At 55.2% G+C, this 26,495-nt stretch carries 27 protein-coding genes, 1 tRNA gene and 1 pseudogene; 16 read left to right on the top strand and 13 right to left on the bottom strand.

Annotation, left to right across the window (positions count from 1 at the left end):
• Window positions 1-162 precede the first annotated feature (162 nt).
• From AC2FIT_RS18135 to pyk, 3 genes are all read right to left on the bottom strand, one after another.
• Entirely contained in the window at window positions 163-1,713 is a 1,551-nt protein-coding gene (locus AC2FIT_RS18135; protein WP_496831430.1) for an alanine/glycine:cation symporter family protein, read from the bottom strand.
• Between the two features lie 14 nt (window positions 1,714-1,727).
• A complete protein-coding gene (locus tag AC2FIT_RS18130) occupies window positions 1,728-2,165 on the bottom strand; it encodes a universal stress protein (protein WP_224891753.1) in 438 nt (145 codons plus the stop codon).
• A 234-nt stretch (window positions 2,166-2,399) separates the two neighbouring features.
• Window positions 2,400-3,845, bottom strand: coding sequence for a pyruvate kinase (gene pyk / locus AC2FIT_RS18125; protein WP_496831429.1), 1,446 nt, complete (start codon window positions 3,843-3,845; stop codon window positions 2,400-2,402).
• A 133-nt stretch (window positions 3,846-3,978) separates the two neighbouring features.
• Here pyk and AC2FIT_RS18120 point away from each other — a divergent pair, with 133 nt between their 5' ends.
• The 3 genes from AC2FIT_RS18120 to AC2FIT_RS18110 all read left to right on the top strand — a co-directional run bounded on the left by AC2FIT_RS18120 (window position 3,979) and on the right by AC2FIT_RS18110 (window position 5,424).
• On the top strand, window positions 3,979-4,716 hold the full coding sequence (locus tag AC2FIT_RS18120) for an N-formylglutamate amidohydrolase (RefSeq protein WP_496831428.1): 738 nt from the start codon (window positions 3,979-3,981) through the stop codon (window positions 4,714-4,716).
• Between the two features lie 76 nt (window positions 4,717-4,792).
• A complete protein-coding gene (locus tag AC2FIT_RS18115; RefSeq protein WP_496831427.1) occupies window positions 4,793-5,032 on the top strand; it encodes a DUF6868 family protein in 240 nt (79 codons plus the stop codon).
• A gap of 77 nt (window positions 5,033-5,109) precedes the next feature.
• Window positions 5,110-5,424, top strand: coding sequence for a DUF1244 domain-containing protein (locus tag AC2FIT_RS18110; RefSeq protein WP_496831426.1), 315 nt, complete (start codon window positions 5,110-5,112; stop codon window positions 5,422-5,424).
• A gap of 39 nt (window positions 5,425-5,463) precedes the next feature.
• On the opposite strand, the gene AC2FIT_RS18105 is transcribed toward AC2FIT_RS18110, so the two are convergent.
• The 3 genes from AC2FIT_RS18105 to dgcN form a co-directional block, all read right to left on the bottom strand.
• Complete coding sequence (locus AC2FIT_RS18105) at window positions 5,464-6,324, bottom strand: D-amino-acid transaminase (RefSeq protein ID WP_496831425.1); 861 nt, start codon at window positions 6,322-6,324, stop codon at window positions 5,464-5,466.
• A gap of 10 nt (window positions 6,325-6,334) precedes the next feature.
• Window positions 6,335-7,300, bottom strand: a complete 966-nt coding sequence (gene dgcA, locus AC2FIT_RS18100) for an N-acetyl-D-Glu racemase DgcA (protein ID WP_496831424.1) — start codon at window positions 7,298-7,300, stop codon at window positions 6,335-6,337.
• Between the two features lie 63 nt (window positions 7,301-7,363).
• Complete coding sequence (gene dgcN / locus AC2FIT_RS18095; protein ID WP_496831423.1) at window positions 7,364-8,365, bottom strand: N-acetyltransferase DgcN; 1,002 nt, start codon at window positions 8,363-8,365, stop codon at window positions 7,364-7,366.
• Window positions 8,366-8,661: 296 nt separating this feature from the next.
• On the opposite strand from dgcN, the gene AC2FIT_RS18090 reads away from it, so the two are divergent.
• Window positions 8,662-9,624: an L-malyl-CoA/beta-methylmalyl-CoA lyase gene (locus AC2FIT_RS18090; protein WP_496831422.1), complete on the top strand. Its 963-nt coding sequence runs from the start codon at window positions 8,662-8,664 to the stop codon at window positions 9,622-9,624.
• Between the two features lie 29 nt (window positions 9,625-9,653).
• Here the strand turns inward: AC2FIT_RS18090 and AC2FIT_RS18085 are convergent, their stop codons facing one another.
• Window positions 9,654-10,229 carry a PA14 domain-containing protein gene (locus tag AC2FIT_RS18085; protein WP_496831421.1) on the bottom strand — a complete coding sequence of 192 codons (576 nt, stop codon included), beginning with the start codon at window positions 10,227-10,229 and terminating at the stop codon, window positions 9,654-9,656.
• 117 nt (window positions 10,230-10,346) lie between these two features.
• A complete protein-coding gene (locus AC2FIT_RS18080) occupies window positions 10,347-10,799 on the bottom strand; it encodes an Lrp/AsnC family transcriptional regulator (protein WP_496831420.1) in 453 nt (150 codons plus the stop codon).
• A gap of 73 nt (window positions 10,800-10,872) precedes the next feature.
• Here AC2FIT_RS18080 and AC2FIT_RS18075 point away from each other — a divergent pair, with 73 nt between their 5' ends.
• Window positions 10,873-11,469, top strand: coding sequence for a LysE family translocator (locus tag AC2FIT_RS18075; RefSeq protein WP_496831419.1), 597 nt, complete (start codon window positions 10,873-10,875; stop codon window positions 11,467-11,469).
• A gap of 168 nt (window positions 11,470-11,637) precedes the next feature.
• Window positions 11,638-12,600, top strand: a complete 963-nt coding sequence (locus AC2FIT_RS18070) for an acetyl-CoA carboxylase carboxyltransferase subunit alpha (RefSeq protein WP_496831418.1) — start codon at window positions 11,638-11,640, stop codon at window positions 12,598-12,600.
• A gap of 4 nt (window positions 12,601-12,604) precedes the next feature.
• Here AC2FIT_RS18070 and AC2FIT_RS18065 read toward each other — a convergent pair whose 3' ends face one another.
• From AC2FIT_RS18065 to AC2FIT_RS18055, 3 genes are all read right to left on the bottom strand, one after another.
• Entirely contained in the window at window positions 12,605-13,732 is a 1,128-nt protein-coding gene (locus AC2FIT_RS18065) for a lytic murein transglycosylase (RefSeq protein WP_496831417.1), read from the bottom strand.
• A gap of 111 nt (window positions 13,733-13,843) precedes the next feature.
• Complete coding sequence (locus tag AC2FIT_RS18060) at window positions 13,844-14,491, bottom strand: GntR family transcriptional regulator (RefSeq protein WP_068339278.1); 648 nt, start codon at window positions 14,489-14,491, stop codon at window positions 13,844-13,846.
• 30 nt (window positions 14,492-14,521) lie between these two features.
• On the bottom strand, window positions 14,522-15,217 hold the full coding sequence (locus AC2FIT_RS18055) for a M48 family metallopeptidase (protein ID WP_496831416.1): 696 nt from the start codon (window positions 15,215-15,217) through the stop codon (window positions 14,522-14,524).
• A 100-nt stretch (window positions 15,218-15,317) separates the two neighbouring features.
• On the opposite strand from AC2FIT_RS18055, the gene AC2FIT_RS18050 reads away from it, so the two are divergent.
• The 3 genes from AC2FIT_RS18050 (at window position 15,318) to AC2FIT_RS18040 (ending at window position 17,560) form a co-directional block, all read left to right on the top strand.
• Complete coding sequence (locus AC2FIT_RS18050; protein WP_496831415.1) at window positions 15,318-15,644, top strand: TIGR02300 family protein; 327 nt, start codon at window positions 15,318-15,320, stop codon at window positions 15,642-15,644.
• A gap of 139 nt (window positions 15,645-15,783) precedes the next feature.
• Window positions 15,784-15,859, top strand: a tRNA-Ala gene (locus tag AC2FIT_RS18045).
• A gap of 282 nt (window positions 15,860-16,141) precedes the next feature.
• Window positions 16,142-17,560, top strand: a complete 1,419-nt coding sequence (locus AC2FIT_RS18040) for a site-specific integrase (RefSeq protein ID WP_496831414.1) — start codon at window positions 16,142-16,144, stop codon at window positions 17,558-17,560.
• On the opposite strand, the gene AC2FIT_RS18035 is transcribed toward AC2FIT_RS18040, so the two are convergent.
• Entirely contained in the window at window positions 17,553-18,785 is a 1,233-nt protein-coding gene (locus AC2FIT_RS18035; protein WP_496831507.1) for an AAA family ATPase, read from the bottom strand. The two genes, AC2FIT_RS18040 and AC2FIT_RS18035, sit on opposite strands and share 8 nt — an antisense overlap.
• Window positions 18,786-19,078: 293 nt before the next feature.
• On the opposite strand from AC2FIT_RS18035, the gene AC2FIT_RS18030 reads away from it, so the two are divergent.
• The 6 genes from AC2FIT_RS18030 (at window position 19,079) to AC2FIT_RS18005 (ending at window position 24,253) form a co-directional block, all read left to right on the top strand.
• Complete coding sequence (locus AC2FIT_RS18030) at window positions 19,079-19,825, top strand: hypothetical protein (RefSeq protein ID WP_496831413.1); 747 nt, start codon at window positions 19,079-19,081, stop codon at window positions 19,823-19,825.
• 149 nt (window positions 19,826-19,974) lie between these two features.
• Window positions 19,975-20,535, top strand: coding sequence for a recombinase family protein (locus AC2FIT_RS18025; protein WP_496831412.1), 561 nt, complete (start codon window positions 19,975-19,977; stop codon window positions 20,533-20,535).
• A 1,619-nt stretch (window positions 20,536-22,154) separates the two neighbouring features.
• Complete coding sequence (locus AC2FIT_RS18020) at window positions 22,155-22,586, top strand: c-type cytochrome (RefSeq protein WP_496831411.1); 432 nt, start codon at window positions 22,155-22,157, stop codon at window positions 22,584-22,586.
• Between the two features lie 10 nt (window positions 22,587-22,596).
• Window positions 22,597-22,938, top strand: a complete 342-nt coding sequence (locus tag AC2FIT_RS18015) for a copper resistance CopC family protein (protein WP_496831410.1) — start codon at window positions 22,597-22,599, stop codon at window positions 22,936-22,938.
• Window positions 22,939-22,940: 2 nt separating this feature from the next.
• Window positions 22,941-23,807: a CopD family protein gene (locus tag AC2FIT_RS18010; RefSeq protein ID WP_496831409.1), complete on the top strand. Its 867-nt coding sequence runs from the start codon at window positions 22,941-22,943 to the stop codon at window positions 23,805-23,807.
• Window positions 23,808-23,818: 11 nt separating this feature from the next.
• On the top strand, window positions 23,819-24,253 hold the full coding sequence (locus AC2FIT_RS18005; RefSeq protein ID WP_496831408.1) for a c-type cytochrome: 435 nt from the start codon (window positions 23,819-23,821) through the stop codon (window positions 24,251-24,253).
• Window positions 24,254-24,493: 240 nt separating this feature from the next.
• Here the strand turns inward: AC2FIT_RS18005 and AC2FIT_RS18000 are convergent, their stop codons facing one another.
• A complete protein-coding gene (locus AC2FIT_RS18000; RefSeq protein ID WP_496831407.1) occupies window positions 24,494-24,976 on the bottom strand; it encodes a ZrgA family zinc uptake protein in 483 nt (160 codons plus the stop codon).
• Between the two features lie 341 nt (window positions 24,977-25,317).
• Between AC2FIT_RS18000 and AC2FIT_RS17995 the strand changes: the two are divergent.
• Window positions 25,318-26,444 (top strand): annotated as a pseudogene (locus AC2FIT_RS17995) (imelysin family protein); the annotation flags it as partial.
• Between the last annotated feature and the right edge of the window lie 51 nt (window positions 26,445-26,495).

The following is a 26,495-nucleotide window of genomic DNA, read 5'->3' as shown; positions in this document are numbered from 1 at the left end:
CGGTACTAAACGCGACTCGGCATGCCATCTCGGCCGGTCACGCGATCAGAAGCGCCGTTTACGCAAGTTCGTTCATACTGGCAAGGGGGTTTCGACCGGAATCTGCGCTTTTCGTACAGCGGTCGGGCACCGGGGCAACCGCAGCTGCCCCGGTAAATTGTTCTAGTGGCTGAATTTGCGGATCTCGCCACTTTTCAACCGACCTGCATAGCTAGCCAGCTCTTGCCGCACCACTTTCATCAAGAAGTAGAGCGCAAAGACGTTCACAACCGCCATCGCAAAGATCGCCGCATCCGAGAAATCGATCACCGGACCAAGGTTGGCCGCCGCACCAATAACCACGAAGACGCAGAAGATGACCTTGAACACCAGTTCAGTAGTATGACCCTCGCCAAACAGGTAGGTCCAAGCCTTCAGGCCATAGTAGGACCAACTGATCATGGTCGAAAATGCGAACAGAACGACCGCGACAGCCAGCACATAGGGGAACCAGCCAAAGGCGCTGGCAAAGGCGGCCGAGGTCAGGCTAACACCCGAGTTGCCATCGACGGTGGCAATCGCGTTGCCCGCTTCGTTCAGCATGTAGTTGCCGGTTTCCGGATCAATGATCAGCTGCTGGGTGATGATGATCACCAGCGCGGTCATGGTACAGATCACCACCGTATCGATGAACGGTTCAAGCAAGGACACGAACCCTTCGGTGATCGGCTCTTTGGTCCGAACGGCCGAGTGTGCAATGGCTGCTGAGCCAACGCCCGCCTCGTTCGAAAACGCAGCGCGACGGAAGCCCTGGATCAGTGCGCCGACCATGCCGCCAGCAACACCCAGACCAGTGAAAGCGCCTGCAAAGATTTGACCAAATGCCCACCCAATCTGATCGGCGTGCATGATGATGATCACTAGCGCGGCCAGCACATACATGATGCCCATGAACGGCACGACTTTTTCAGTCACACGCGCGATGGACTTCAGGCCGCCCACGATCACTGCAAAGACGATACCGGCAAAGATCAGACCCGTGATCCAGCCGGGAAAGTCGCCGACGATGCCTGCAATCTGCTGGTGCGCCTGATTGGCCTGGAACATATTGCCGCCGCCCAGCGCGCCAAGAATACAGAAGATCGAGAACAGGACGGCCAGAATCTTGCCGCCTGGCAAGCCCAACTCGTTAAAGCCTTTGGACATGTAATACATCGGTCCGCCCGAAACGGTGCCGTCTTCGTATTCGTTGCGATATTTTACGCCCAACGTGCATTCCGTGAATTTCGACGCCATGCCCAGCAGGCCCGCGACGATCATCCAAAAGGTGGCACCCGGTCCACCGATGCCGACAGCCACTGCCACACCAGCAATATTGCCAAGGCCAACAGTGCCCGACAGCGCCGTGGCAAGGGCTTGGAAATGGCTAACCTCTCCGGCGTCATTTGGATCGGAATAATCGCCTTTTACAAGGCTGATGGCGTGACCAAAAAAGCGGAACTGTACAAAAGCGAAATACAGCGAAAACACGGTTGCCGCGACGACAAGCCACCCGACGATCCACGGAAAGCCGGTGCCCGGAAACGGGGCGAAGATAAAGCTGACAAACGGGCCAGTGAAATCGGCGAAGGCTTGATTGATCCTATCGTCCAGACCCGTCGCGTCTTGCGCGAGCACGGGGCTGGCCAACATGGACGCGATAGCAGCAAGGCTCAGATTGCGAAACATAGTCATTCTTGTCCCTCCCCTTAATTCACGACTGTGACGGGTACATCTGCGTGCATCACCAGATTCTGGGTTGAACTGCCAAACAGACGTTTCTTGAAACCGTCTGCAGAGGCGCGCCCAACGACGATCTGGTTGCCGCCATTTTCCACCGTGATTGCATTCAGCGTCTCGGCGACGTCGCCATGACGTACAATACCATGAGCCGTGAAACCGGCGGCGTTCAATGCGTCCACCGCAGGGGTAACGATACGCGTTGTGGCCAGTTCGATCTCTTCCTCGCGCCGCTTGTGACGCTGCGCGTTTTCTTCTGGTGTCTGGAAAGTGAATGGGGACCATTCAATCACATAAACCACAAGCAACTCACATGAGCTGATGCGCCCGGCCAAATCCTTGGCAAATGCGATTGCACGTTCCCCGGTTTCTGTCCCGTCCAGTCCAATGACAATCTTGGTTGTCATAACGTTCCTCCGTTTTTGTAGATTATACCGGAGCCCGCACTCCGGCGGGGCAGCCGGAACCTGGAACTTGTTGAGTAGACTGCCCCTACGGCGCCAGTATCGGGGAAAAACACCAAAAAATAGAGGTAAATTTGAATAATTCACCTATTAACATCATAATTTATTGATATTATTGTTTTTATTATGCTTAAATTTTAAGCTCAGCCAGGATTCAAGGCACCAAACTGACCCGGATCAACCCGGATCAGTGTTATAGATCAGACGTTCGTCGCATGGCGCGATACGCAGAATATTGGTGGTTCCGGGTACGTTGAACGGTACACCGGCCGTGACCACGATCTGGTCGGTCTCGGCCGCGAAACCACCGGAACGGGCGGCGCGGGCAGCATTTACCACGGCGCCTTTGAAACGCTCAAGCTCGGGCGTCATCACGCAATGGCACCCCCAGCTTAAACACAGACGCCGCGCGGTTCCGGTGGCAGGCGTCATTGCAATGATCGGCACACCGGGCCTTTCCCGCGCGGTCAACAGCGCCGTGGTGCCGCTTTGGGTAAAGCAGCAAATCGCCTTGATGTCGGTCTTTTCCGCGATCTCGCGCGCCGCTGCCACAATGCCGTCTGCGATCGTTGTCCCCTGTGCCGTCCGGGACGCCGCGATGATCTGCGTGTAGGTCGGGTCAGCCTCGACCTCGATCGCGACCTTGTTCATGGTTTGCACGGCCTCAATCGGATAGGCACCGGCTGCAGACTCCGCGCTGAGCATGATGGCGTCGGTGCCCTCGTAGATGGCGGTCGCCACGTCCGAAACCTCGGCCCGTGTGGGCATCGGGCTTTCGATCATGCTTTCCAGCATCTGAGTGGCCACGATAACGGGCTTGGCAGCACTTCTGCACTTACGGACCAGTCGTTTCTGGATCGGAGGCACGGCAGAGACCGGCAGTTCAACCCCCAGATCGCCCCGCGCAACCATGATCCCGTCCGATGCGTCGAGGATATCGTCAAACGCCTCAACTGCTGCTGGCTTTTCGATCTTGGACAAGATCGAGGCGCGGCCATCAGCCAGCGCGCGGGCTTCGAACACGTCCTTGGCGCGCTGAACAAAGCTAAGCGCCAGCCAGTCAACACCCAGTTGGCAGACAAACTCCAGGTCGTCGCGGTCCTTGACCGAAAGCGCCGCTAAGGGCAGTACGACATCAGGAACATTCACACCTTTGCGGTTCGAGATCGTTCCGCCGACCTCAACCGTGCAGCTGGCGAAATCATGGCCGCAGTCCTGAACAATCAGGCGGATTTTCCCGTCATTGACCAACAGACGCGCGCCCGGCTCCAGCGCCGCAAAAATCTCAGGGTGCGGCAGACACACACGACCCGCGTCACCCGGCGCCGGATCAAGGTCCAGACGGAAAACGGCGCCCTCTTCCAATTCTTCCGCGTCATTTGCAAAAACACCCACACGCAGTTTCGGCCCCTGAAGGTCCGCCAGAATCGCAATTGGGCTGTCGAGGTCCTTTTCCACCTGCCGAATGATCCGATGCCGTTCACGAATCTCATCGTGGCTACCGTGGCTCATGTTCAGGCGAAACACATCGGCACCTGCCTCGTGCAGGGCGCGAATGGTGTCATAGTCATTGGACGCCGGTCCCAGCGTCGCCACGATTTTTACATTTCTCAGGCGTCGCATTGGCGGTGCACTCCTTGGGTGTTTTCTTGATTTTGCAAAATTGTTACCGCAAACATTTCTTCATGCCGCTTATTGCGCAATTCCATTTCCGAAGCAACTGCCCTAAACCTGCGGCAAACAAGATGACAGGCTTATGACGTATTCTCCGTTTTTTATCCATGGGGCTGATCGCCCTTCGCGTTGGCTCATCACCTGTGACCACGCTACCAACACGGTGCCACCCGAAGTCAATGGCGGAGACCTTGGCCTGCCACGCGAGGATATGGAACGCCACATTGCCTATGACGTGGGTGCGTATGAAGTGTCAAAACATCTGGGTGAGATACTAAACGCACCTGTGATCGCAGCCAATTTTTCGCGCCTTGTGATTGATCCGAACCGGGGTGAGGACGACCCGACCCTTTTGATGAAGCTCTATGACGGCTCGATCATCCCCGGCAACCGCCATGCTGATGCGGCCGAGCGTGAACGGCGTCTGAACATGTATTACCGCCCCTACCACGCGGAATTAGGACGCTTGGCGAGCCTGCCGCACGCGGTGATCGTTTCCATGCATTCATTCACACGCCAATTGCGCGGCCGCGACCCACGGCCTTGGCATGTTGGGGTTTTGCACACTCGGGACGAAAGGTTCTCGCGCCCTTTGGTCAACCGACTAAAGGCTGAACCCGACCTGTGCGTGGGTGTCAACGAACCCTATACAGGCGTTCTGCCCGGGGATGCGATTGATCGGCACTGTACCGCCCGCGGGCGGCCAAACGCCCTGATCGAACTGCGAAATGATCTGATCGCCGACCACGTGCAACAACGCACGTGGGCTGAGCGGCTTGCTGTCATCCTGCAAGACGCCTTGGTGGATAGCGGCCTTTAAGCCGAGGTGCCGCCAAGGCCGAAACCGTTGAGATTCAGGTCGCCAATCCCCAGATATCAAAAGAAAGGAGGCGACGATGACACAAGAATTACTGACCTCTTTCTTTGGTTGGATGGCCGTGCTCAACATCGCTGTTCTGCTGTTTAGCACCATAATGATTTTACTGATGCGGGACTGGATCGCAGATGTTCACGGCAGGATGTTCCAGATGGAGCGTTCAGATGTAAGACGAACGTATTTCCGATATCTTGCCACCTATAAAATTCTGACCCTCATCTTCTGCATCGTGCCTTGGCTAGCCTTGAGGCTTGCCTAACGTGCTGTTTATTGAAACATCGCCTCCGGACCGCTAGGTCAGGTGCAGACCCTAGCAAAAACACCCGGAGCCAGCCCATGGACAAGCAAACCGAAATCGAACTTCAGGCCGCCGCCTTCCGTCGGTTGCAAAAGCACCTGATGGAAGATCGTACAGACGTGCAGAATATCGACATGATGAATCTGGCTGGGTTCTGCCGCAACTGCCTGTCGCGCTGGTATCAAGAAGCCGCCAATGAAAAAGGCATCGAGATGGGCAAAGACGAAGCGCGCGAAATTTTCTATGGCATGACCATGGATGACTGGAAAGCCAATTACCAAACGGATGCCAGCCCGGAAAAGCAAGCCGCCTTCAAGGTCGCGTTTGAAGAGAATGTCGGGAAAGCCGACTGAAGCGCTAAAAAAGGCCCGCTGATCGGGCGGGCCTGCCTTTTAGATCGCCGCCTTGCGGCTTTCGTCCAAATAGATTTCGCGCAGTCGTTTGGCAATCGGGCCGGGCGTGCCATCACCCAGCGTGACACCGTCAATTTCAATTACAGGCATGACAAAGGCGCTGGCAGACGTGGTAAAGGCCTCATCGGCCTCTTTGGCTTCGTCGATGGTGAACAGGCGTTCTTCTACTTCCATCTGCGCCTCGGCCGCCATGCGCAGCACGGCCTTGCGCGTAATGCCGTGCAGGATGTCATTCGAAAGTGGCCGGGTCACGATCTTTCCGTTCTTGACGAAATACGCATTGTTGCTGGTGCCTTCGGTGACATAGCCGTCTTCGATCATCCACGCGTCGTCACACCCGGCGGCTTTGGCCATCATCTTGCCAAGCGAGGGGTACAGCAATTGCGTCGTCTTGATATCCCGGCGGCCCCAGCGGATATCGTCGATCGAGATAATCTTGGCACCTGTTCTTGACGCCGCGCTGTCGGCCAGACCCGGTTTGTTCTGAGTGAACAGAACCATCGTTGGCTTGGTGTCCGCAGGCGGGAACACAAAATCCCGGTCGCCATCGCTGCCGCGGGTGACCTGCAAATAGACAAGCCCCTCTTCGATACCGTTCAGGTCCACCAGCCTGCGGTGAACCTCTAGCAGTTCATCCTTTCTGCAGGGTTCGGCCATCTGAAGCTCATTCAATGAACGCTTCAGTCGCACCGCATGCCCGTCGAAGTCGATCAGTTTGCCATCCAGAACGCTGGTGACCTCGTAAACGGCATCGGCCATCAGGAAACCGCGGTCGAAGATCGAAACTTTTGCCTCGGTCTCGGGCAGGTATTCGCCATTCACGTAAACGGTGCGGGTCATATATGTCTCCTCAACCCCAGAGCGCCGCACTTGGCGGATGCACTCCGGCGTCATCAAAAATCAGCGGGGTGTCGCGGTCTTCGGCCAACAGAAGCGGGCCGTCAAGGTCCGTTACCATCGCACCCTGCGCCAACAATGTCGCAGGGGCCATGGCCAGAGAACTGCCAACCATGCATCCGACCATTACTTTATAGCCCTCGGCCAATGCCTGACTGCGCAGGGCCAGCGCCTCGGTCAAGCCGCCAGTCTTGTCGAGCTTGATGTTGACCACATCATATTTGCCCTTCAAAGCGGGCAAGCTTGCCCGGTCGTGGCACGACTCGTCAGCGCAGACAGGCACAGGGCGATCCATCCCGATCAACGCGTCATCTTCCCCTGCGGGCAAAGGTTGCTCGACCAGTTCGACACCCAGCCGCACAAGATGGGGCGCAAGATCGGCGTAAACCTCTGCCGACCAGCCTTCATTGGCGTCGATAATGATCTTGGCGCCGGGGGCACCTGCGCGGACAGCTTCGAGCCGTGGCATGTCGTCCGGTGTGCCTAGCTTGATCTTCAGCACGGGGCGATCCGCATTTGCTGCGGCCTGAGCCTGCATCGCCTCGGGCGTGTCCAGCGACAGGGTGTAAGCAGTAATCTCCGGGCCGGGCACCGGCAGGCCGGCCAGTTCCCACGCCCGCTTACCCGCGCGTTTGCATTCCAGATCCCACAACGCACAATCCACGGCATTCCTGGCGGCTCCAGCGGGCAGAAGGTCCATCAGCGATTCGCGGGTGAATTCTGCTGGCAAACCAGCGATCTCCGCCTCGACGGACCCGAGCGTCTCATCGTAGCGCGCATAGGGAACACATTCGCCCCACCCCCGATGCACACCATCTGAGACACGCACGGTCAGCACCTTCGCTTCGGTCCGCGACCCGCGCGAGATCGTAAAGACCTGCGCCAGCCGGAACACATCACGCGTGACATCAATCTTCACACAACCGCTCCTTCATCATTCCCTAAAAGGATCGCCAGACACATGTCTGGCCGGGCCCGTTCATCACATTGCGGCCAGTGCGTCGACCAGTTTGCCCGCACCGAAGCGAAATGGATCGGTCGCAGGCAAACCCATGTCCGATTCCAGCTTTGCCAGATAGGCGGTCGCGTCCTCGTCGCTCATGTGCTGAGTGTTAACCGAGATGCCGACGACCCGACAGTCCGGGTTGGCGACTTTCGCCAGCTCCAGCGCGGTGTCGCGCAGTGTCTCCAGCGAAGGCAGTTGATAGGTCGGCAGGCCGCGCATGTGCTCTCGCGTCGGCTCATGACACAGGATAAGAGCATCCGGCTGACCGCCATGAACCAGCGCCATGGTCACGCCCGAAAACGACACGTGGAACAACGAACCCTGCCCTTCGATCAGGTCCCAGTGGTCGTCGTCATTGTCCGGTGTCAGCCACTCGATCGAGCCAGCCATAAAATCCGCGATCACAGCATCCAGCGGGACACCGTCGCCGGTGATCAGGATACCGGTCTGACCGGTGGCACGGAACGTGGATTTCATGCCGCGCTTGCGCATCTCGGCATCCATCGCCATCGCCGTGTACATCTTGCCGACCGAGCAATCGGTGCCAACGCCAAGGCAACGCTTGCCTTTGCGCTTGATGCCATTTGCAATCGGATAGTCCACTTCTGGCACGCGTACATCATGCAACTTGCGGCCGGTCGCCTCGGCCACGGCAACCAGATCGGGTTCATCGCGCAGCAAGTTATGCAGGCCCGAGGCAAGATCGAAGCCCTCCTCCAACGCCATCACCAGAACCTTTTTCCATTCCTGGCTGATGACCCCACCGCGATTGGCCACACCTATGACCAGGGTCTTTGCCCCGGCCTCTTTCGCTTCGGTCAACGACATATCCGTCAGACCCAGATCAGCCTTGCAGCCATCCATCCGGTATTGGCCAACGGCATTTTCCGGACGCCAGTCCTTGATGCCAATTGCCACTTTGGCCGCCAATTGGTCGGGCGCATCGCCTAAAAACAGCAGGTACGGTGTCTCGATCATCGCGGTTTGCTCCTTTGTTTCCATCGCAACCTATGGGACATACCCGACGAGTGTTTCGCGTTTTCCTCTGGCATCACTGGGTCATGCGGGAAAATTTTGCGTTAGATTTAAGTCTTTTGAAATTTTCTCTCAAGTTTTCAGAGCGATTAATCTTTAATCACCAGCCGAACACTCACTTTGCCGCAAGTGCTGCAATTGCATTGCTGCACCTGCATATAGGCGCTTGCGCATGGCCACGCAATTTAATACCTCAATGAGTGAAAAAATTGTAATTTCATTTCTCGGAAGAGGTCCAGATGAGTTTTCGCCTTCAACCCGCCGCACCTGCGCGCCCCAACCGTTGTCAGTTGTTCGGGCCGGGATCCAACACCAAGCTGTTTCCGAAAATGGCAGCATCGGCTGCGGATGTGATCAACCTGGACCTAGAGGATTCGGTCGCCCCTTCGGACAAGGACATTGCCCGCGCCAACGTGATCGAGGCACTGAACAGCGTCGATTGGGGCACAAAATACATGTCGGTGCGGATCAACGGCCTCGACACGCCCTACTGGTACCGGGATGTGGTGGACCTGTTGGAACAGGCTGGTGACCGTCTGGATCAGATCATGATACCAAAGGTCGGCTGCGCGGCGGATGTCTACGCAGTTGACGCGCTGGTCACCGCGATCGAGCGCGCCAAAGGTCGGACCAAGCCGATCAGCTTCGAGGTCATCATCGAATCCGCCGCCGGTATCGCCCATGTCGAGGAAATCGCGGCCTCGTCCCCGCGCATGCAGGCGATGAGTCTGGGGGCGGCTGATTTTGCGGCTTCGATGGGGATGCAGACCACCGGAATCGGCGGAACGCAAGAGAACTATTACATGTTGCGCGAAGGTGAAAAACACTGGTCCGACCCGTGGCACTGGGCGCAAGCCGCCATCGTCGCCGCTTGCCGGACCCATGGCGTACTACCAGTCGACGGGCCGTTCGGCGACTTTTCGGATGATGAGGGCTACATCGCCCAGGCGAAACGTTCGGCCACGTTGGGCATGGTCGGCAAATGGGCTATCCACCCCAAACAGATCGCATTGGCCAATCAGGTTTTCACTCCATCGGACGAGGCCGTATCCGAAGCGCGCGAAATCCTGGCTGCTATGGAACAGGCCAAGGCCAATGGTGAAGGGGCCACCGTCTACAAAGGGCGTCTGGTCGATATCGCATCGATCAAACAGGCCGAGGTGATCGTCGCACAGGCCAAACTGATTGCTGCCAATGGATGAAAAAAGGCACCCTGCGGGGTGCCTTACTGCTAACGCCCGAAGACGTTGTTCGGTGTCCAGGTGAACCGTTCACCTTTCTTGCCCGACTTCATCATCAGGCAGGACGTTCCAAGCTTTTGAAAATAGTATATTTTCAAAGGGTACCATCCGGCCTGCGGCACCTCGACCTCGGTTCTTTGATTGGCTTCGCACCCCTGAATGCCCCGGACAAGGCCAATCTGCTGGCCTCCAACCCACGCCTCGATCCCGTCATTCGACCAGGTTTCAATTTCATAGACTCCGGCGGAATCGAATTTCATGTAACCGGTAATCTCGGCCGCGACATTGTAGGGGTCAGTGAAGGTCAGGACCGGCTCACCCTTATTGGTGTCCCTGTAGTCCAACCCAATAAGCGGTTGCCCTGGCTTTGCGTCAGCCAGAAGGCTTTTTGCCTGGCTTAGATCGCGGATTTTTCGCTGCGTTCCCTTGCCAATGTACTTCACATCCAACCCGGCCTTTGGGTTAGGCTGCGGATTGGCAGGTTGCAGTTTAAGCGGCGCGGAAAAAACTGCCCCGGCCATTAACGCAATGGCTGCGGCAATCACTGCGGTCCTAACAAATGTCATGGTCACCTCCCTGTGTGTGGCGTCGGTGGGGTTTGTCCTCTTTCGCGAGCCCGTTGAGATGACAGTAAGACCTGAGGATTTCACCCGCAAGTCGGTTAAAGGCGACATTTCCAGCCTTCAGGCCCGCATATCTTTGGGCGATCCCATCACCACGTAAGAGGTGATCGAAGTCACATGCGGCAGCGTACCCAGCACATCAGTATGGAATGTTTTGTAGGCGGGAAGATCGGCACACTCCACGCGCAACAGATATTCAATCGTTCCGGTTATATTGTGGCATTCGACGACTTCCGGCGCACGCTGCAACGCACGTTCGAACCCCTCCTGCGCAGCCTTGGTATGCTCCCCCAGACCAACGCCAATATAGGCCACGAACCCCACGCCCAGCGCGGCCGGGTTCAGCACCGCGCGATACCCCGAGATAACGCCTGTACGCTCAAGCTCCTGCACCCGGCGCAAACAGGCTGACGGCGACAGGCCCACGCGATCCGCAAGTTCGAGGTTGCTGATACGCCCATCACGCGTAATTTCACGCAATATTCGTTTGTTTATCGGATCCATCTTCGTCATTAATTGCAAGATTATCGTAATCATGCACTAAAACGCAATTTCATTTGGCCAAACAGCGGTAAATATCCGCACCATGACCTATGATATCCTTCTGGCCCTAATCGCCTTTGCTTTTGTCTCTTCGATAACACCGGGGCCGAACAACCTGATGCTGATGGCGTCAGGTGCCAATTTCGGATTCCGTCGGACCATCCCGCATATGCTGGGTATCGGGCTGGGGTTCAGCTTTATGGTACTGCTGGTCGGCACCGGATTGGCGCAAATGTTCGACCGGTATCCGGTAAGTTACACGGTGCTGAAGGTCGTATCGGTCGTCTACCTGCTGTACCTGGCATGGAAAATTGCGCATGCGGCCCCCGTAAGGGGCACGAACACAACAGGCAACCCCATGACCTTTCTGCAAGCTGCTGCGTTTCAGTGGGTGAACCCCAAGGCATGGGCGATGGCGCTGACGGCCACCACAGCCTATACGCCGGATCACACGCTACAGGCCATCCTCATCGTGTCCCTCGTTTTCGGCGCGGTGAACCTGCCGTCGGTCAGCACATGGACTGTGCTTGGGCAACAGATGGCGCGGGTCTTGACAAACCCGCGCCGGTTGGCGGCTTTCAATTGGACAATGGCCGCCTTGCTTGTCGCCTCGCTCTACCCCGTTGTATTGCCGAACTGAATTGCGCCAAGGGTGGGCAGAATTTGGTCCGATAGCTGTTTGCCGCTGGCATATCTTCCTTCTCTTTGCGCAATCGTGGTCGCATATTCCACGCGCACAAATCTTGCTGAGTTGCATCCCGGGCGACGTCAGGTCATATAGCAGGGTAATTCCGCGTTAAGAGGCGTCATGACCCAGTATCTGGATTTCGAGAAACCCCTGGCCGAGATCGAAGGCAAGGCCGAGGAGTTGCGCGCGTTGGCCCGTGCCAACGAAGAAATGGATGTGTCCGAAGAGGCTGCGGCCCTGGATGCCAAAGCTGCCAAGCTGCTGGACGAGCTTTACGGCGATCTGACCCCCTGGCGGAAATGCCAGGTGGCGCGCCACCCGGAACGCCCCCATTGCAAGGATTATGTCGAGGCGCTGTTTACCGAGTTCACCCCCCTTGCGGGCGACCGGAATTTTGCCGACGATCTTGCTGTGATCGGCGGTTTGGCCCGGTTCAATGACCAACCTGTCATGGTCATTGGACACGAGAAAGGGTCAGACACCAAATCGCGCATCGAGCGCAATTTCGGTATGGCCCGGCCCGAAGGCTATCGAAAAGCCGTGCGCCTTATGGAGATGGCCGGGCGTTTTGGCCTGCCCGTGATCACCCTGATCGACACGGCAGGTGCCTACCCCGGCAAAGGGGCGGAGGAACGCGGCCAATCAGAGGCCATCGCACGCTCGACAGAGATGTGCCTGAAGATCGGCGTGCCTTTGGTGTCCGTCATCATCGGCGAAGGCGGTTCGGGCGGGGCTGTGGCCTTTGCCACGGCGAACCGTGTCGCAATGCTGGAACATTCGGTCTATTCGGTGATCTCACCCGAAGGCTGCGCATCAATCCTGTGGAAGGATGCCGAGAAAATGCGCGAGGCCGCCGAGGCGCTGCGCCTGACCGCGCAAGACCTACACAAGCTGGGTGTTTGCGACCTTATCATCAAAGAACCAAAGGGCGGCGCCCATCGTGATTGCCCCGCCACCATGGACTCTGTCCGAGACGCAGTTACCCAGATGCTGAAAGAATTGGACGGCAAAGACGCGGCAGCCCTGATCAAGGACCGCCGTCAAAAGTTCCTGGATATCGGCTCAAAAGGGTTGGCGGCGTAACCCGTCAGCCGCCCAAACTGCGCAACAACGCGACCGAAGGTTCGCCGGTCACAGGCAGACCGGAGGCTCGTTGATAGGCGCTGATGGCCGATTTGGTGTTGTTTCCAATCACTCCGTCTGCACCCTGTGTGTCATAGCCAGCCGAAGTCAGGCGGCGTTGAAGGTCCTTGCGATCCTCTAGCGTCAGACCCGTCGCATCCGGTCCGAACGAGGCTTGAAACGGCGGACCACCTGCGATGCGATCAGACAGATGTCCGACGCCTATCGCGTAGCTGTCCGAATTGTTGTAGCGCTTGATCACTTGGAAATTACGGAACACTGCAATGCGCGGCCCGGGCTTCTGTGGTTGCAACACTGCAGCAGGCGTGCCCGAAACCGTACCAACCTCGCCCCCCCAAGGCTGTCCACGTACCCAACCCGCGCGGGACAGATAGGCGGCGGTCGAGGCCAGCGAATCTGTCGGGTCCTCAGACCAGATGTCGCGCCGCCCGTCACCAGTGAAATCCACTGCATAGGCCAGATACGATGTCGGAATGAACTGCGTGTGCCCCATCGCCCCGGCCCAGCTGCCGGTCATGTTCGCGGGGGTGGTGTCTCCGTCCTGAATTATTTTCAGGGCGGCCACCAACTGCTTTTCGAAAAACGCACCGCGCCGCCCGTCATAAGCCAACGTCGAAACCGCCGACACGACTGGCACATCCCCGCGCCGCGCGCCGTACCGGCTTTCCAAACCCCATACAGCCACGATTACCTCTTTGTTGACGCCGTATTTCGCCTCGATCTGCGACAGGGTTCCGGCGTACCGCACCAGCATCTGTTTGCCGGTCTCGATCCGATCATCCGAGGCCGCGATGGCCAAGTAGTCCTCAAGCGAGCGTTTGAATTCGACCTGATTGTGGTCGCGCTCGATCACATCGGGCAAATAGCCAGCCCCCCGAAAGGCGGTGTTGATCGTTGTTTGCGAGATCCCCTGCGCCGCGGCCCGGCCTTTGAAACCGGCCACCCATGCGTCCCATCCGGCATTGGGAACGGCCTGCATCCGCGATGCTGGCGTACTGGTTGAGCTTCCGGTTGAACAGGCGGCCAACAGGGTCGACCCAAGTCCCAAAGAAAAAATCCGTCGATTAATCATGGCTGAAATCTGCTCTTGTTTTGATTTGGTACAGCGTAACTCAGACCCGGCCTTCAAACCAGAACCACGACGCCAGACAGACGCAATTTCAGAGCTTCGGCAACAAGCCGCCTAGCTGACCAGCAAGCGCAGGCCCTGGGTCACGTCCGAACGGACCGCCAGACGCAATCCGGGCTCATCCCCGGCCTGTAGGGCGGCGATGATCAGCTTATGGTTATGCGGCGGTTCGGTACGCCGCAACCGGCCGTAAAGCGCGCGCATCGTGGGGCCAAGTTGCAGCCAGACAGTTTCCGCAATCGCCAACATCGCCGGGGCTTGCGCCCGGAGATAAAGCGTGCGGTGAAACTCCAGATTGCTGCGGATATAGCCGACGGCATCCCGTTTGGTGACCATCTCAGCCACGGTTACATTGATGCTTTGCAGGCGATCGATCAAAGCCATATGCGCCCGTGGCAGAGCACGGCTGGCCAGTTCGACCTCAAGCAGCGCGCGCAGGGCGGCAAGTTCTTCGATCCGGTCATTGGTCAACTCTGGCGTCGAAACACGGCCCGAAGAGGACAGGAACAGGGCCCCTTCGGCGGCCAACCGACGCACAGTCTCACGCGCCGGGGTCATCGACACGCCGAATTCCTTGCCGATCCCACGCAGCGTCAACGCCTGCCCCGGTGCTATCTCACCGTGCATAATGCGCGCGCGCAGGGTGCGATACACGCGGTCATGTGTGGCGGTCTGGGATTCAGAAGTGCGCGTGGTCAACATCCGCTTATGTGATCACAAATGACGGCAGGGTCAACTCATGACCGCGTCGAATCTGTATTGATGCAGCTTTGCCCCGTTGTCGCGCAACCATCGCCGCTGGTCGCTGTAGTCACCGAAAATCCGCTCAACCTGCGCCCAGAATGCGGGTGAATGATTCATCTCAATCAAGTGCGCGACCTCGTGCGCCGCCACGTAGTGCAGGATATCGGACGGGGCGAGAATCAGACGCCATGAAAACATCAGCCCCCCGGCTGAGCTGCAAGACCCCCAGCGCGATCGCGTATCGCGAATGGTCAGGCCAGAGTAGGACCGGCCCAGCATTGCCGCATAGTCATCGCAGGCCCCGGTCAGACGGTCCCGCGCCAATTCCTTAAGAAAACGTGCCAGTCGCCGCGCTTCGGCGCCTTTTGGAACCGCAATCTCGTCGCCTTGCAGTTGGACACGTCGCCCCTGTGCGGGAACGATTCGTCGTTCCAGACCCTCAATGGGAATGGTTTGACCGAATTGAACCACAGCCGGGTCGGGTTGGTCGTCCAAATGTCGGCGTATCCACTCTTCTTTCGTGCGCGCAAAACTCAACGCTTCTGCCTCAGGAACGCCTTGCGGATAGGTCAGCGTAACCCGCCCGTCCAATTGGGAAATCCGAAGACTGATCCGCCGCGCCCGCGCCGATTTACGCAGCGTCAGCGGCACCGGAGGCGTTCCCGGCAATGCGTGATCTCCCATATGCCTGTTTCTCCTGCTCAAAGGCTTTGACAGTGCCCGCCGCATGTGGCACGTGACCTGAATCATTATTACGACTCACCTGATATCAAGGGGATTTGACATGCCCAAGGAAGAATGGGGCGTAAAGCGCGTTTGCCCGACCACTGGTAAGCGGTTTTACGACCTGAACAAGGACCCGATCATCAGCCCCTATACCGGCGAGATCGTTGAGCTTGAGACCGGCAAAAGCCGGATGATCGCCGCTGACGCGGAAGACGCCGCATCGGCCAAAGCGCGCAAAGAATCATCGGACGACGATCTGGTTCTGGATGATGACGACAATGTTGACGTCGAACTGGACGACGATCTGCTGGACGATGATGACGACGATAGTGATAAAGTCTCGCTGGACGATATCACCGACATGTCCTCGGAAGACGAGAACTGAAACCGGTCAGAGGCGGCGCCTTGCCGCCTCATGCCCCCACGGACGCACCGCGGAAAGTTTTGCGGATTTCCATTTTTGGACTTGCACTCGCAGCCGCCGTCTCATAAACGTCCGTCCACTGCTTCGGCAGTACCTGAATGGGGCCTTAGCTCAGTTGGGAGAGCGCTTGCATGGCATGCAAGAGGTCAGGGGTTCGACTCCCCTAGGCTCCACCAAAACCTAACAATACAACTAGATAGTATGCATTAGAGCGGTGTGACACACAGGTGTGACACAAAATGAAGCTGCATGCGTATCTCTCACTGTCCCGACACGGCATCTACTACTTTCGTTGGCCACTGCCCAACACAAGACCAAAACCCCACACTAGACCAAGCACCACGCGAAGTACCCTCAGGGTGTCGTTGCGTACGAGATGTCCAAAAGAGGCTGGTAGTCTGGCGCGGCATCTTGCAGTGTGCGGCGAAACGCTAACTAACCATATTAAAGCATCGGGCATGAACCACGGCGAACTGCGCACAAAGGTGCATGAGCACTTCAAGAGAGTAGTGCAAAAGGCAAAGGCACGCAGGGACGAACTCGGACCCTATACCCGGCATGAGAAAGAGCGCCTGATAGAAACCATCCGCTACTATGAAGCGGACAATGAAGACTATTGGGACTTGCTTGGCAGAGACTACGCCCGCTTAGAACTTGATAAGTTCTGTAACGGCGCGGGTGTTGAACAGCCCAAGACGCGGGAAGACGCCTTTCTGATTTTAGGTGAAATCAAGAAAGCTCAATTAGCACAAGCCAAAGCCCTATTGGAACACGATAAGACCTTTGAGAAATACGACTTCATAGCCGCAGAGAAGGCCACTGAAGCACCCAACACAACAACGCCGCCCCAGCATACCGGCCCTACGCTTTCTCAAGCTGTTGAAGCCTATTTCACCGAGCAGGCGAAGATCGGAAACTGGACGCCCGGAACAGTTCAGAAACGCCGAGCGGGATTGGCAATTGCTGTAGAATGGTTTGGTGCAGATTGCGGCATGAACCAAGTTGGCAAGAAAGAAGCGGCAGAGCTAAAGAATGCGGTTTTGTCCTTACCAGCGAACAGAGCTAAGTCCGCAGCCACACAAGGACTGACATTGCGTGAGGCGATAGCACTAGAAGATGTGCAACGTATCAGCAACGCCACAGTGAACAGCTATCTAAGCACCTACAAAAACTTCTGGGTGTGGGCAGAGGCGCATGGTTACGCACAAGACGCGCTGTTCCAAGACCTGACTGTGAAGAGAAAGGGAGGTGCCATCAAGGATCGTGCACCCTTCACACAGGACGCACTACAGAAGACGTACGATGCCCTAACAGACCCACACAGCAAGTTCTTCAAAAAAGAAAGCCATCGGTGGGCTACACTGATCGCAATGTTCAGTGGTGCACGCCAGAACGAAGTAGCGCAGCTGCAAATCAAAGACATTCGACGCGACAGCGGGATGTGGGTGATCGACTTTACCGAAGAAGGCGAAGACAATAAACGACTAAAGAGCGATGCAGCGGACCGAAGCGTACCGATCCATTCGAAGCTAATTGAACTAGGTCTATTGGACTTGGTGGCTAAACGCCAAGCGCAAGGCCATAGTAGACTGTTTCCAGACTTCACATACGACCCGAAGCACGGCTATGGAGGAAAGCTCAGCAAGTGGTTCAACCGTACGTTCACAACGAACTTGGGCATAAAGTCTGATGCGCACGTGTTCCACGGACTTCGCCACACATTCGCAACTCGGTTAGCTAGGGCAAATGTAGAAACTGAACGCATACAGTTTATCATTGGACATGAGCGACAGAGTGTGACGCACCAAGTCTACTTTAAAGAGGGCTATTCGCTTGATCAGTCGAAGGAAGCGTTAGAGGCCTTTGCGGTCACGTGAAGTAAGAGCTAGTTATTGTCTGGGCGCGGGGATGGTCTTTATCAAGCCGTACACCGGCCCTTTCTGCACGTAGCCTTACATAGCCCCGGATCATTTTCTCGGTGAACTCGTACCAACCCTGACGAGAGCCCGTCATGATATTGCCGTGGGCATCTTTCTTCAGATTGTTGAGCCTTTGGTTGAAGCGCGTACGATCCAGTGCTTCAGCCTCGCCTTCCCGCATTATGCGCTGGTAGCTATCGAATATGTCGCTGCTTCTGCGTTGAAGCTCATGGCCATCAGCGGCAGCCCATAGCACGCTTTCATAGTCATTGTTGTATTTGCGTATTGCCCTCTCGTACGGGCCCTTCTGCCTCATTTCCATGGATTGCGATGCGTCGGCCATGGCATTTTCGAAATGCTCTGTTGTCTCATCGCCATCGCTAGCATCGTGATAAATCCGCCAGAACAACATCTCGGACAGAAAATGCACGTAGTGTGGGAAACCATCAGATATCCTAGCTACTCTAATAGCAGTGTCGCGGCTTACATTCACACCAAGAGCGTTAGCCGCTTCACCCATTATCTCTACACGCGCTTCCCAAGGAAGCTGCCCAAGACCAACAGTGTGAAAATACCGATCCGCGCTAGCGTGCGCCGACATCAGAGCATCTACGCTTTCACCGATACCGCAAATGATGAACTTAACATTGACGTGCTTGTCGGAGATTTGCTTAACGAAAGTGGCAAATCGTTCCTGTTCCTCTGCGTCAGTAATAAGGTCGAACTCGTCCACGACGATTACAGGGAATTGAGTAAAGTGATCGGTAAGGTATTGTACTAACCTAACAGCGTCGTTGGTGGACACAGGCGCTTGAACTGGACCTTCAGTAACGGTTTGTATTCTGCCCAGCGAAATCCCAAACCGTTCAAACGCACCTCCCATCTCGGTGGCGCGCTCACGCACTTTGGGATCACGGTTCTCGGCTTCATCAAAAATTTCACGGACAATGGATGTAAAAGTGCTTTGGTGATCGCAGCCAACCAGTATTGGGTCACCGCCTTCTGAAAGGCTGTATGCTGCGGTCTGGGCAAGTGAAGACTTACCGACGCCCCTTAGCCCATGGATCAATACATGTCGCCCCGGCTGGTACAGTGCCTGCTTCATCTCAGCCAATTGGCGCTGTCGACCTTTCAGAAACTCTTCAGACTGAAGCGGCCTCGAAGGGGAAAGTACCCTTCCCATCAGGTTCCCAAAGTCCCGTTCGTTGTACGTTAGAACCGGTCGATCACTAATTAGCTTTTGGGTCATCAAGCACCTAAAATCACTTTGCCGTCACAACCTATGCAATTACTTCTCTATGCTCCACAATTTCCGACATATTTTTTTAAGCCCCTATCTATAGACCCCTGAGTGGCAAACTCCCCCATAACCCCTCGGTGAAATAAGTGAGTTTACAACGCAAACGTCTTAATCGATTTGTGCGTTGATTATTTGAGAACAACCAAAGGGGTAGCATCGCCATGAAGGACGCTTCTATGTCTGAACTACGGAAGTACCTTGCTTCGGCAGACGAGAACAATTTGGAGGCACTCAATGAGCACTCTGCCTTAATTCAAGGCATCGAGCTTTGTGACCGTTTCTTTGCTGAACGGCTTCTTGCAGGAAACCTCAAGATGGGGGCAACGCAAGGCATCCTCGCAATGCATGCACGTATGCTACTTTTTAGTGCAACCCGAGTGGCCCTATCAGGACACGCTACAGCTACGCTACCACTGCTGAGGACGTCACTAGAAGCGGCATGTTATTCCTATTTAGTTGGCCACGATAGCGACAAAGATGCGATCTGGCTCAACCGACACAAAAGTGAAGAGGCAGGCGGCGCTTGCAGAAAAGCCTTTAGGTCGGCGGTTCCTGATGCCGCAAAGCTCATTGAGGCGCAAGACGACGTTTCAGTTGGTGCGCAGCAGCTAATAAATGAAGCCTACCAAGCATCCATAGACTTCGGCGCTCACCCAAATCCCAAATCTGTCCTACCGCATCTACGGATAGATAAAGAACGCGAGGACGGTAAAATCGAAGTCGGGCTTGTTGCTCTCCACTCTCTGGGAGCGTTCGAATATAACAAGTCGCTATATGCCTGTGTTGAGTACGGCTTCATTGCCGCGCTCGTAATTGCCTGTGGGCTCCGAGAACGGGGTGAGGAAGTAATGATCGGTCTAAATGAACTCAATGACGCCAAAGAAATGTTGGTGTCGGAGTATTTTACGGAAAGTGTGGATTGAAGGCGTACTACATACCAACAACTGCCTCACTAGACCCTGCCCCAGCGACACAACTGGCATAAACGCAAAATGTGTCTCACAGATGTTGACTATGAATTTTGAGACGGTATGTATCTCAATATCTTAGACTTTAAGAGACGGAACAAATCATGCTTGTTGGCTATGCTAGGACTTCCACTTTGGATCAAACAGCGGGGCTTGATGCTCAACTTCGGGAACTGAAACGGGCCGGGTGCGAGAAGGTATTCACCGAACAGGTATCCTCAGTGGACGTGAGAGCGCGTGAGAAGCTCACAGAGGCGCTTAACTTCATTCGGGAAGGCGATCACCTAGTGGTGACCAAGTTGGACCGTTTGGCGCGCTCTATGGCCCATCTGATGGAAATCCGCAGTCAGCTTGAGGTCGTTGGAGCACACCTGACGATCTTGGGCCTTAGTCTCGACACCTCAACGGCTCAAGGCAAGCTGATGTTGAACCTGCTGGGAAGCGTCGCCGAGTTTGAGCGTGAGATCATGCTGGAACGTCAGAGGGAAGGAATTGCTAAGGCTAAGGCTGCCGGGAAATATAAAGGGCGCAAACCAACTGCTTTGGCAAAGTCGGATGAGGTACTTGCTCTGGCGGGTGAAGGCGTCGGCGCAACTAAGATCGCTAAACACCTAGGTATCAGCCGCGCATCGGTTTACCGGATAATGAGTACGGGTTCAAACTGACCATCCGCATCCCGGAGATAAAATGACCCGGGTGTTAAAGGGCGGAACCATGGCCGTAATGGACAGTTTGACACATGTGCGTTTATGCGAGATAATCTATCTTCTTTGCAATCATGTGTGCACTTGTGCTGATATTGGCTTATCCCTCCCTCAGATGAGCAAATAGCCGACAGATTGCATTTACCGAATGTGTCATCTGTCTGCCGCTGCACGGTTAATAATTCAGATTACATAGAGATATGATAGCTTGGCTAACGCTATACTTATGCACTGCATATACAATATAATATGAACTAGCGCACTGTACTATTGCTATGCACTGTATATACAATACTGTTAAGATACCGGATACTATTCTATGTATATATGCTATTAGTTAACCAGATAATATACTAACACCACACAATGTATATACATTCCGGATAGTAAACCGATATACGTTAAAATAATTAATGGCTGTATATACATTAGATAGCACAGTGTAGCTAACCGGATATCCACAGAGAGATGTACACCGGTACACTTACCGAACTACATGATTACCCTATATCACTATCAACATTAGTGACCTTGGTAAGAACACAAGACATGAGAAACTCTATCTGTTTGTTTTACAAAATACTTTACATAGTATCGGGCCAATGACTGCAGTATTGGATACAAAATCAAAAGCTGCCTCGCGACCACCAAACATAAAGTGACTGAACCGGTTGCTTGTGAGTGCACCCTTGCAAAGCAGATTACTCAAATGCCCCACAATGAGCCTCGTTAATAACGTCGTGATGAGGTCCATAGCAACCTTCTGCACCGTGGCCGTGCCAGTCACCATGGTGATGCCTGCCCGTGCATGCGGCCATAGATATTAGTACGGCAAAAAGCGTCACCGTTCTTCGGATGTTTTTTATGCAGCGGCTCTCATCCATATGCAAAACACCTTACCAACCACTTGGCAACCGACGCTTTGACACAAGTCAACGCTCTACTGAAACGTCGTCCACATCACTACAGTTAAAGGGTTAGTAAGACGTTCTTCTAGTAATGCTGTTTGAGAATAAGGGGGAGCTTCAATAATTTGCCCGAACTAAAGTTGGTCGTTATCTGAAAATCCAAAGGGCTGGCGTTGTCATACGTATTCTCGTGCGGTAGCGTCCCAAACCATGGTCATCCGACGATACTCACTTTTGCTACTCGCTGGCATTCTGGTCATCATGACCGGGTTCGGAGGCGTTGCTCACGCGCGATCAGATGGCTGCATCGGCCTTCACTGTGAAAGCCACATGCAATCGGCGAAACACGCTTCCGTGGCGAATAATAGCACCGATAAATCGACCCTACACGGCCACCATGACCCGGACAGTTCAGGAACCAGCGAGTGTAATCCCTCTATCTGCCAAGCAAATGTTTTGCTCGCCCAGAACGGAGAAGCCGCGCAGGATCAACGTGAAATTGCACCCGAGTTCCAGATTGGAGCTCAAGCCAAGCCGATTGAACCAGATAACCCATACAAGCCCCCTGACCTTTGAAGCAGCGTAAATCCTTGCGAACATCTGCGACCTGCGCGTGCTGCTGTTCGCAATGATCCGCAGCACTATCAGCTTCCAAAATGTCAGGATTACTCCATGAAAAAAAGTTACTTACTAGTCGGCGTTTGCACTGTCGCTGCCGTCGCCGCTTTCATAACCCTTCGGCCCGGTTCAATCGAAGAGACCGCGCCGCAGGAGGCAGTTGAAGGCGATGCTATAGTCGCAATTCAGATGCCGCCCATAGACGGTAATGCCGCAATCGGCCAGCGTGTCTTTGAGGTCTCCTGCGCCTCCTGCCACGGCGTCAATGCGGTCGGTGTAAAAGGCGCAGGACCACCTCTGATCCACAAAATATACGAACCCAGCCACCATGCCGATGAAGCCTTTCAGCGGGCGGTTTCACAAGGTGTAAGAAGCCACCATTGGCAGTTTGGAGACATGCCGCCAGTGGAAGGTCTGACGCGAGGTGACGTTGCTATGGTGATCGCGTACATTCGAGAAATTCAACGTGCCAACGGGATAAATTGAGGACTGGACCATGAAAAAGATCATAACGCTCGCACTCATGGCTGCTCTTCCCAGCGGCATACTGGCGCATTCCAAGGTCGAAGAAACAACCCCTGCCGACGAAGCTACAATAACCGCTGTGCCCGCTGAAATTGGCCTCAACTTCTCTAAGGATATCCGGCTGACACGGATAGAGATGGCCTATGAAGAACACTCGGCCGTAAGCCTGGATTTGGGCGACCAGACAAGTTTTGGTCAGGAGTTCACGATCCCACTGCCGACCAATGGAACGGGCACCTATGTCATCGAGTGGCGTGGTTTAGGTGAAGACGGCCATGCGATGCAGGGCGAGTTTTCCTTTACCGTGGAATGAGCATGCCAGACATGTGGGGTATTGCCACGATCCTCGCAAAGCTAGGGCTCTACATCGGCTTTGCGGGGTCCACCGGGCTTGTGATTATTAGTTACCTCTATTCCCGCTTTGTCTCACCGATACACCGAGTGATGAAGCGCCAAGCTAGGGCCTTAGCGTGCCTTGCTCTCGCCGCAACGGTGGTTGGCTTCATGCTTCGTGGGGCCGCCTTAACAGGCGGAGTTGACGGCATGGTCGATCCAGACATGCTTGGTCTACTTTGGCAGACATCCGTAGGCGACGTACTTGTTTACCGCGTTTTTGGCGCAGTGATGATCCTTGTGGGACTATCTATTCCTCACTTTGGTCTATGGATAGCATTGTTGGGTGGCACGGTGGCTTTGTGGTCCTTTGCACAGATCGGGCACGTGCCTGATCTAGAGAGTGTTGGCGTCAAACTCTTGCTCCTGTTGCACCTGCTATGTGTAGCCTTCTGGGTGGGCATCTTTAGCCCGCTGCGGAGTATGGCTCTCATGCCTGAACATCTGACAGATGCTGCTGAACTAGGTCATAGGTTTGGGCAAACTGCCGCGTTGGTTGTACCGGCTTTGATCGGTGCTGGCCTATGGATGGCTTGGTTACTTGTCGGCAATCTCCAAGGGCTCTTGTTCACTGGCTACGGGCAGGCACTGTTATTCAAAGTGTTCCTTGTGGGGCTGTTGTTGTTCCTCGCAGCCGCGAACAAGCTCCGATTTGTTCCGTCCATGCAAAGTGGAGAGGCCAAAGCAGCGCGACACCTCGCCCGATCTATCGAGGTTGAGGCAATAGTCGTATTAGTGGTTTTGGCGACAACAGCCACACTCACGAGCGTACTAACGCTTCCGAGTTAAGGTAGGTAGAGATGAATAAACACCTGTGTGCACTCGCTATATGCATTATTGGTACTAGCGTCGCTGCAGACCATGAGTTGTTAGATAGAGACCTTGCGAATGGGCAGGAACTCTATGCAGAGCACTGCGCCTCATGCCATGGAGTTAATCTGGAAGGCCAACCCAACTGGCAGACACCCGACGATGACGGAGTGTTGCCTGCTCCACCACATGACGTGACAGGGCACACATGGCACCATGATAACCAGCTACTGTTCGAGTATACCAAAATAGGTGGAGCAGACGCATTGGCAGCACGCGGTATTAAAGACTTCAACAGTGGCATGCCCGGCTTTGAAAGCACTCTGACCGACGAAGACATATGGAACGTGCTGGCCTACATACGCTCCACTTGGCCCGACGATGTTCAGCAAATGCAGGCCAGCCGCAACCTGCCGCACCAGTAGAAGGCAGTAGTCCGGTGTAGGTTTGGGCATGCACAGTTCGACGTAGCAGGTTGCGCACTTCAAAGTGTGACACTAGGGTGAGACACACTGCAAACCAACACACAGCAATAGTGTTTACTATCAGTGTATTAGGCGTTCGGCGGCGTTTCCCCTAGGCTCCACCAAAACATTTCACAATACTATCGGCATAGTTGCAGTAAAACTTCTACATACGGCCAGATGTGGTTGCGCGCGCGCACATCAGAGCGACAAATCAGGCGCAGTCCGCGATATTTCCTTAGAACCGCGGTAACCGGATCGATTGACATAAACAAGCAGCTTTTCAACATTCGGGAAGCGATCAAAGAATGCAAAACGCATGGTCTCGACTGCTTGGATGTTCTGGCATCGTATCTGGTATTCAGCCTGAAAATCGTTTTGGTTTCCACTTAATTCCTGCGCGGTGTCCGTGGCCTGCCCCAGCCCCACGGCTGACAGCGTGACATTGGCCACCGCAGTGAAACATCCCGCTTTATCAGCTACCACAAACAGTTTCAGCGGTTCGGACAGATCAGAAATCGCCACTGCAATCGATGTCTGGGCTGCACTATTTTCTGATGGTTGTTCAGGCCCGAGAATTTCTGTGGCTGGCAGGTTTAGTGACACCGAAAAAGCCGTATCTGAAAACACGATTTCCATGCGGCCTGTACCGATTTCCTGCGCAAAAGCCTCATCAGGGTACAACAATGCGGCCCCTGACATCAGGGTCAGATAGACAGCGGGACTTTTCATAATCGGACACCGCCCAACAAGGAATCGTGTGCTCCATGCTACGAAGTTTAAGGTCACGCAGAGTCTTGGTTTTTGCGTGCAATCTTAACTCAATTTGGACCAAAAAGCCAAAGATTGAGAAAAGCGCTTGGGCCGGTCGTTCCGAAAAGAATACTTAGGTTGACATAACTGACTATTTTACCAGTTATTGCGCCAAACGCGTCGTCTGCGACGCCTGTGAATTTGTTTCTGACAGGAAGATGTCATCCAAATGATCCGATTTCTTAACGCCACCAGCATTCTGACCCTCTGCTGCCGGTGCAGCGGATGCGCCGTCGAAGGCTGATGTTCTGAACACCTACGCCAACATCGCCGAAGCGAAATACGATGACAGCCTGATCGCGGCCAAAGCGCTGCAAGAAGCCGTGAACGCCCTTATCGCTGAACCTTCGGATGCCACGCTGAATGCAGCCCGTGCAGCCTGGATTACCGCTCGCGTTCCGTATCAGCAGACCGAGGTTTACCGTTTCGGCAATGCGATCGTCGATGATTGGGAAGGCAAGGTGAACGCGTGGCCGCTGGACGAGGGGCTAATCGACTATGTCGACGCCGCGTATGGCGATCCGACCGATGAAAACGAATTCGCCGCGCTGAACGTGATCGCCAACCCCTTGTTCGAGCTTTCAGGTGAAACCATCGACGCCGGTCAGATCACCCCGGAACTGCTGGGCGAGACACTTCACGAGGCCGACGGGATCGAGGCGAACGTTGCCACGGGCTATCACGCGATTGAATTCCTGCTGTGGGGACAAGACCTGAACGGCCACGGTCCGGGCGCAGGCAACCGTCCTTACACCGACTATGTTCAGAGTGACGGCTGCACCGGCGGCAACTGCGATCGCCGCGCTCAGTACCTGAGTGCGGATGAAACTGCAGGCGTCGCGGCCATCCTGACCGGCATGGGATCACTGTCTTATGGTGAACAGGCTGGCGAGCGCATGCGCCTTGGCCTGATGCTGAACGATCCCGAGGAAGAACATGATTGCTTCTCGGACAACACCCATAACAGCCACTATTACGACGGCTTGGGCATTCAGAACGTTTATCTGGGAAGTTACACGCGCATCGACGGCACTCCGTTGCTTCGCTGTCTGACCTGGTGATCGCATCAGACCCGGCACTGGACGCCGAGATGAAGGCCAAGCTGGCCAACACGATGCAAGCTTTGGGGCGGATCAAGTCAACTGCTGAGGCCGGATTTGCCTACGACCAGATGCTTGAGCGCGGCAACGAAGGTGGCGAACAATTGATCATGGGTGGCGTCAACGGGCTGATTGACCAGGCGCGAAGAATTGAACGTATCGTGACCACTTTGGAGTTGGATCAGATCGACTTCGAAGGATCCGACAGCTTGGATAACCCGGACGCGGTTTTCCAGTAAGGACCACGTAGGCGCTAATGCGTCCGGCCTGCCGGTCACTGCAATTTCGAC

Source organism: Ruegeria sp. YTSA135, assembly GCF_059610165.1.
The sequence above is the reverse complement of the archived record's forward strand: the minus strand, read 5'-3'. Positions and strand labels throughout refer to the sequence as shown.

Coding starts and splice junctions, on each gene's coding strand:
- AC2FIT_RS18130 (WP_224891753.1), bottom strand. CDS start 2,165: ATGACAACCAAGATTGTCATTGGACTGGACGGGACAGAAACCGGGGAA.
- AC2FIT_RS18110 (WP_496831426.1), top strand. CDS start 5,110: ATGGACAAGCAAACCGAAATCGAACTTCAGGCCGCCGCCTTCCGTCGG.
- AC2FIT_RS18090 (WP_496831422.1), top strand. CDS start 8,662: ATGAGTTTTCGCCTTCAACCCGCCGCACCTGCGCGCCCCAACCGTTGT.
- AC2FIT_RS18040 (WP_496831414.1), top strand. CDS start 16,142: ATGAACCACGGCGAACTGCGCACAAAGGTGCATGAGCACTTCAAGAGA.
- AC2FIT_RS18070 (WP_496831418.1), top strand. CDS start 11,638: ATGACCCAGTATCTGGATTTCGAGAAACCCCTGGCCGAGATCGAAGGC.
- AC2FIT_RS18055 (WP_496831416.1), bottom strand. CDS start 15,217: ATGGGAGATCACGCATTGCCGGGAACGCCTCCGGTGCCGCTGACGCTG.
- pyk (WP_496831429.1), bottom strand. CDS start 3,845: ATGCGACGCCTGAGAAATGTAAAAATCGTGGCGACGCTGGGACCGGCG.
- AC2FIT_RS18030 (WP_496831413.1), top strand. CDS start 19,079: ATGTCTGAACTACGGAAGTACCTTGCTTCGGCAGACGAGAACAATTTG.
- dgcN (WP_496831423.1), bottom strand. CDS start 8,365: ATGATCGAGACACCGTACCTGCTGTTTTTAGGCGATGCGCCCGACCAA.
- AC2FIT_RS18075 (WP_496831419.1), top strand. CDS start 10,873: ATGACCTATGATATCCTTCTGGCCCTAATCGCCTTTGCTTTTGTCTCT.
- AC2FIT_RS18120 (WP_496831428.1), top strand. CDS start 3,979: ATGACGTATTCTCCGTTTTTTATCCATGGGGCTGATCGCCCTTCGCGT.
- AC2FIT_RS18015 (WP_496831410.1), top strand. CDS start 22,597: ATGAAAAAGATCATAACGCTCGCACTCATGGCTGCTCTTCCCAGCGGC.
- AC2FIT_RS18020 (WP_496831411.1), top strand. CDS start 22,155: ATGAAAAAAAGTTACTTACTAGTCGGCGTTTGCACTGTCGCTGCCGTC.
- AC2FIT_RS18115 (WP_496831427.1), top strand. CDS start 4,793: ATGACACAAGAATTACTGACCTCTTTCTTTGGTTGGATGGCCGTGCTC.
- AC2FIT_RS18105 (WP_496831425.1), bottom strand. CDS start 6,324: ATGACCCGCACCGTTTACGTGAATGGCGAATACCTGCCCGAGACCGAG.
- AC2FIT_RS18065 (WP_496831417.1), bottom strand. CDS start 13,732: ATGATTAATCGACGGATTTTTTCTTTGGGACTTGGGTCGACCCTGTTG.
- AC2FIT_RS18135 (WP_496831430.1), bottom strand. CDS start 1,713: ATGACTATGTTTCGCAATCTGAGCCTTGCTGCTATCGCGTCCATGTTG.
- AC2FIT_RS18005 (WP_496831408.1), top strand. CDS start 23,819: ATGAATAAACACCTGTGTGCACTCGCTATATGCATTATTGGTACTAGC.
- AC2FIT_RS18035 (WP_496831507.1), bottom strand. CDS start 18,785: ATGGGAAGGGTACTTTCCCCTTCGAGGCCGCTTCAGTCTGAAGAGTTT.
- AC2FIT_RS18080 (WP_496831420.1), bottom strand. CDS start 10,799: ATGACGAAGATGGATCCGATAAACAAACGAATATTGCGTGAAATTACG.
- AC2FIT_RS18010 (WP_496831409.1), top strand. CDS start 22,941: ATGCCAGACATGTGGGGTATTGCCACGATCCTCGCAAAGCTAGGGCTC.
- AC2FIT_RS18050 (WP_496831415.1), top strand. CDS start 15,318: ATGCCCAAGGAAGAATGGGGCGTAAAGCGCGTTTGCCCGACCACTGGT.
- AC2FIT_RS18060 (WP_068339278.1), bottom strand. CDS start 14,491: ATGTTGACCACGCGCACTTCTGAATCCCAGACCGCCACACATGACCGC.
- AC2FIT_RS18025 (WP_496831412.1), top strand. CDS start 19,975: ATGCTTGTTGGCTATGCTAGGACTTCCACTTTGGATCAAACAGCGGGG.
- AC2FIT_RS18085 (WP_496831421.1), bottom strand. CDS start 10,229: ATGACATTTGTTAGGACCGCAGTGATTGCCGCAGCCATTGCGTTAATG.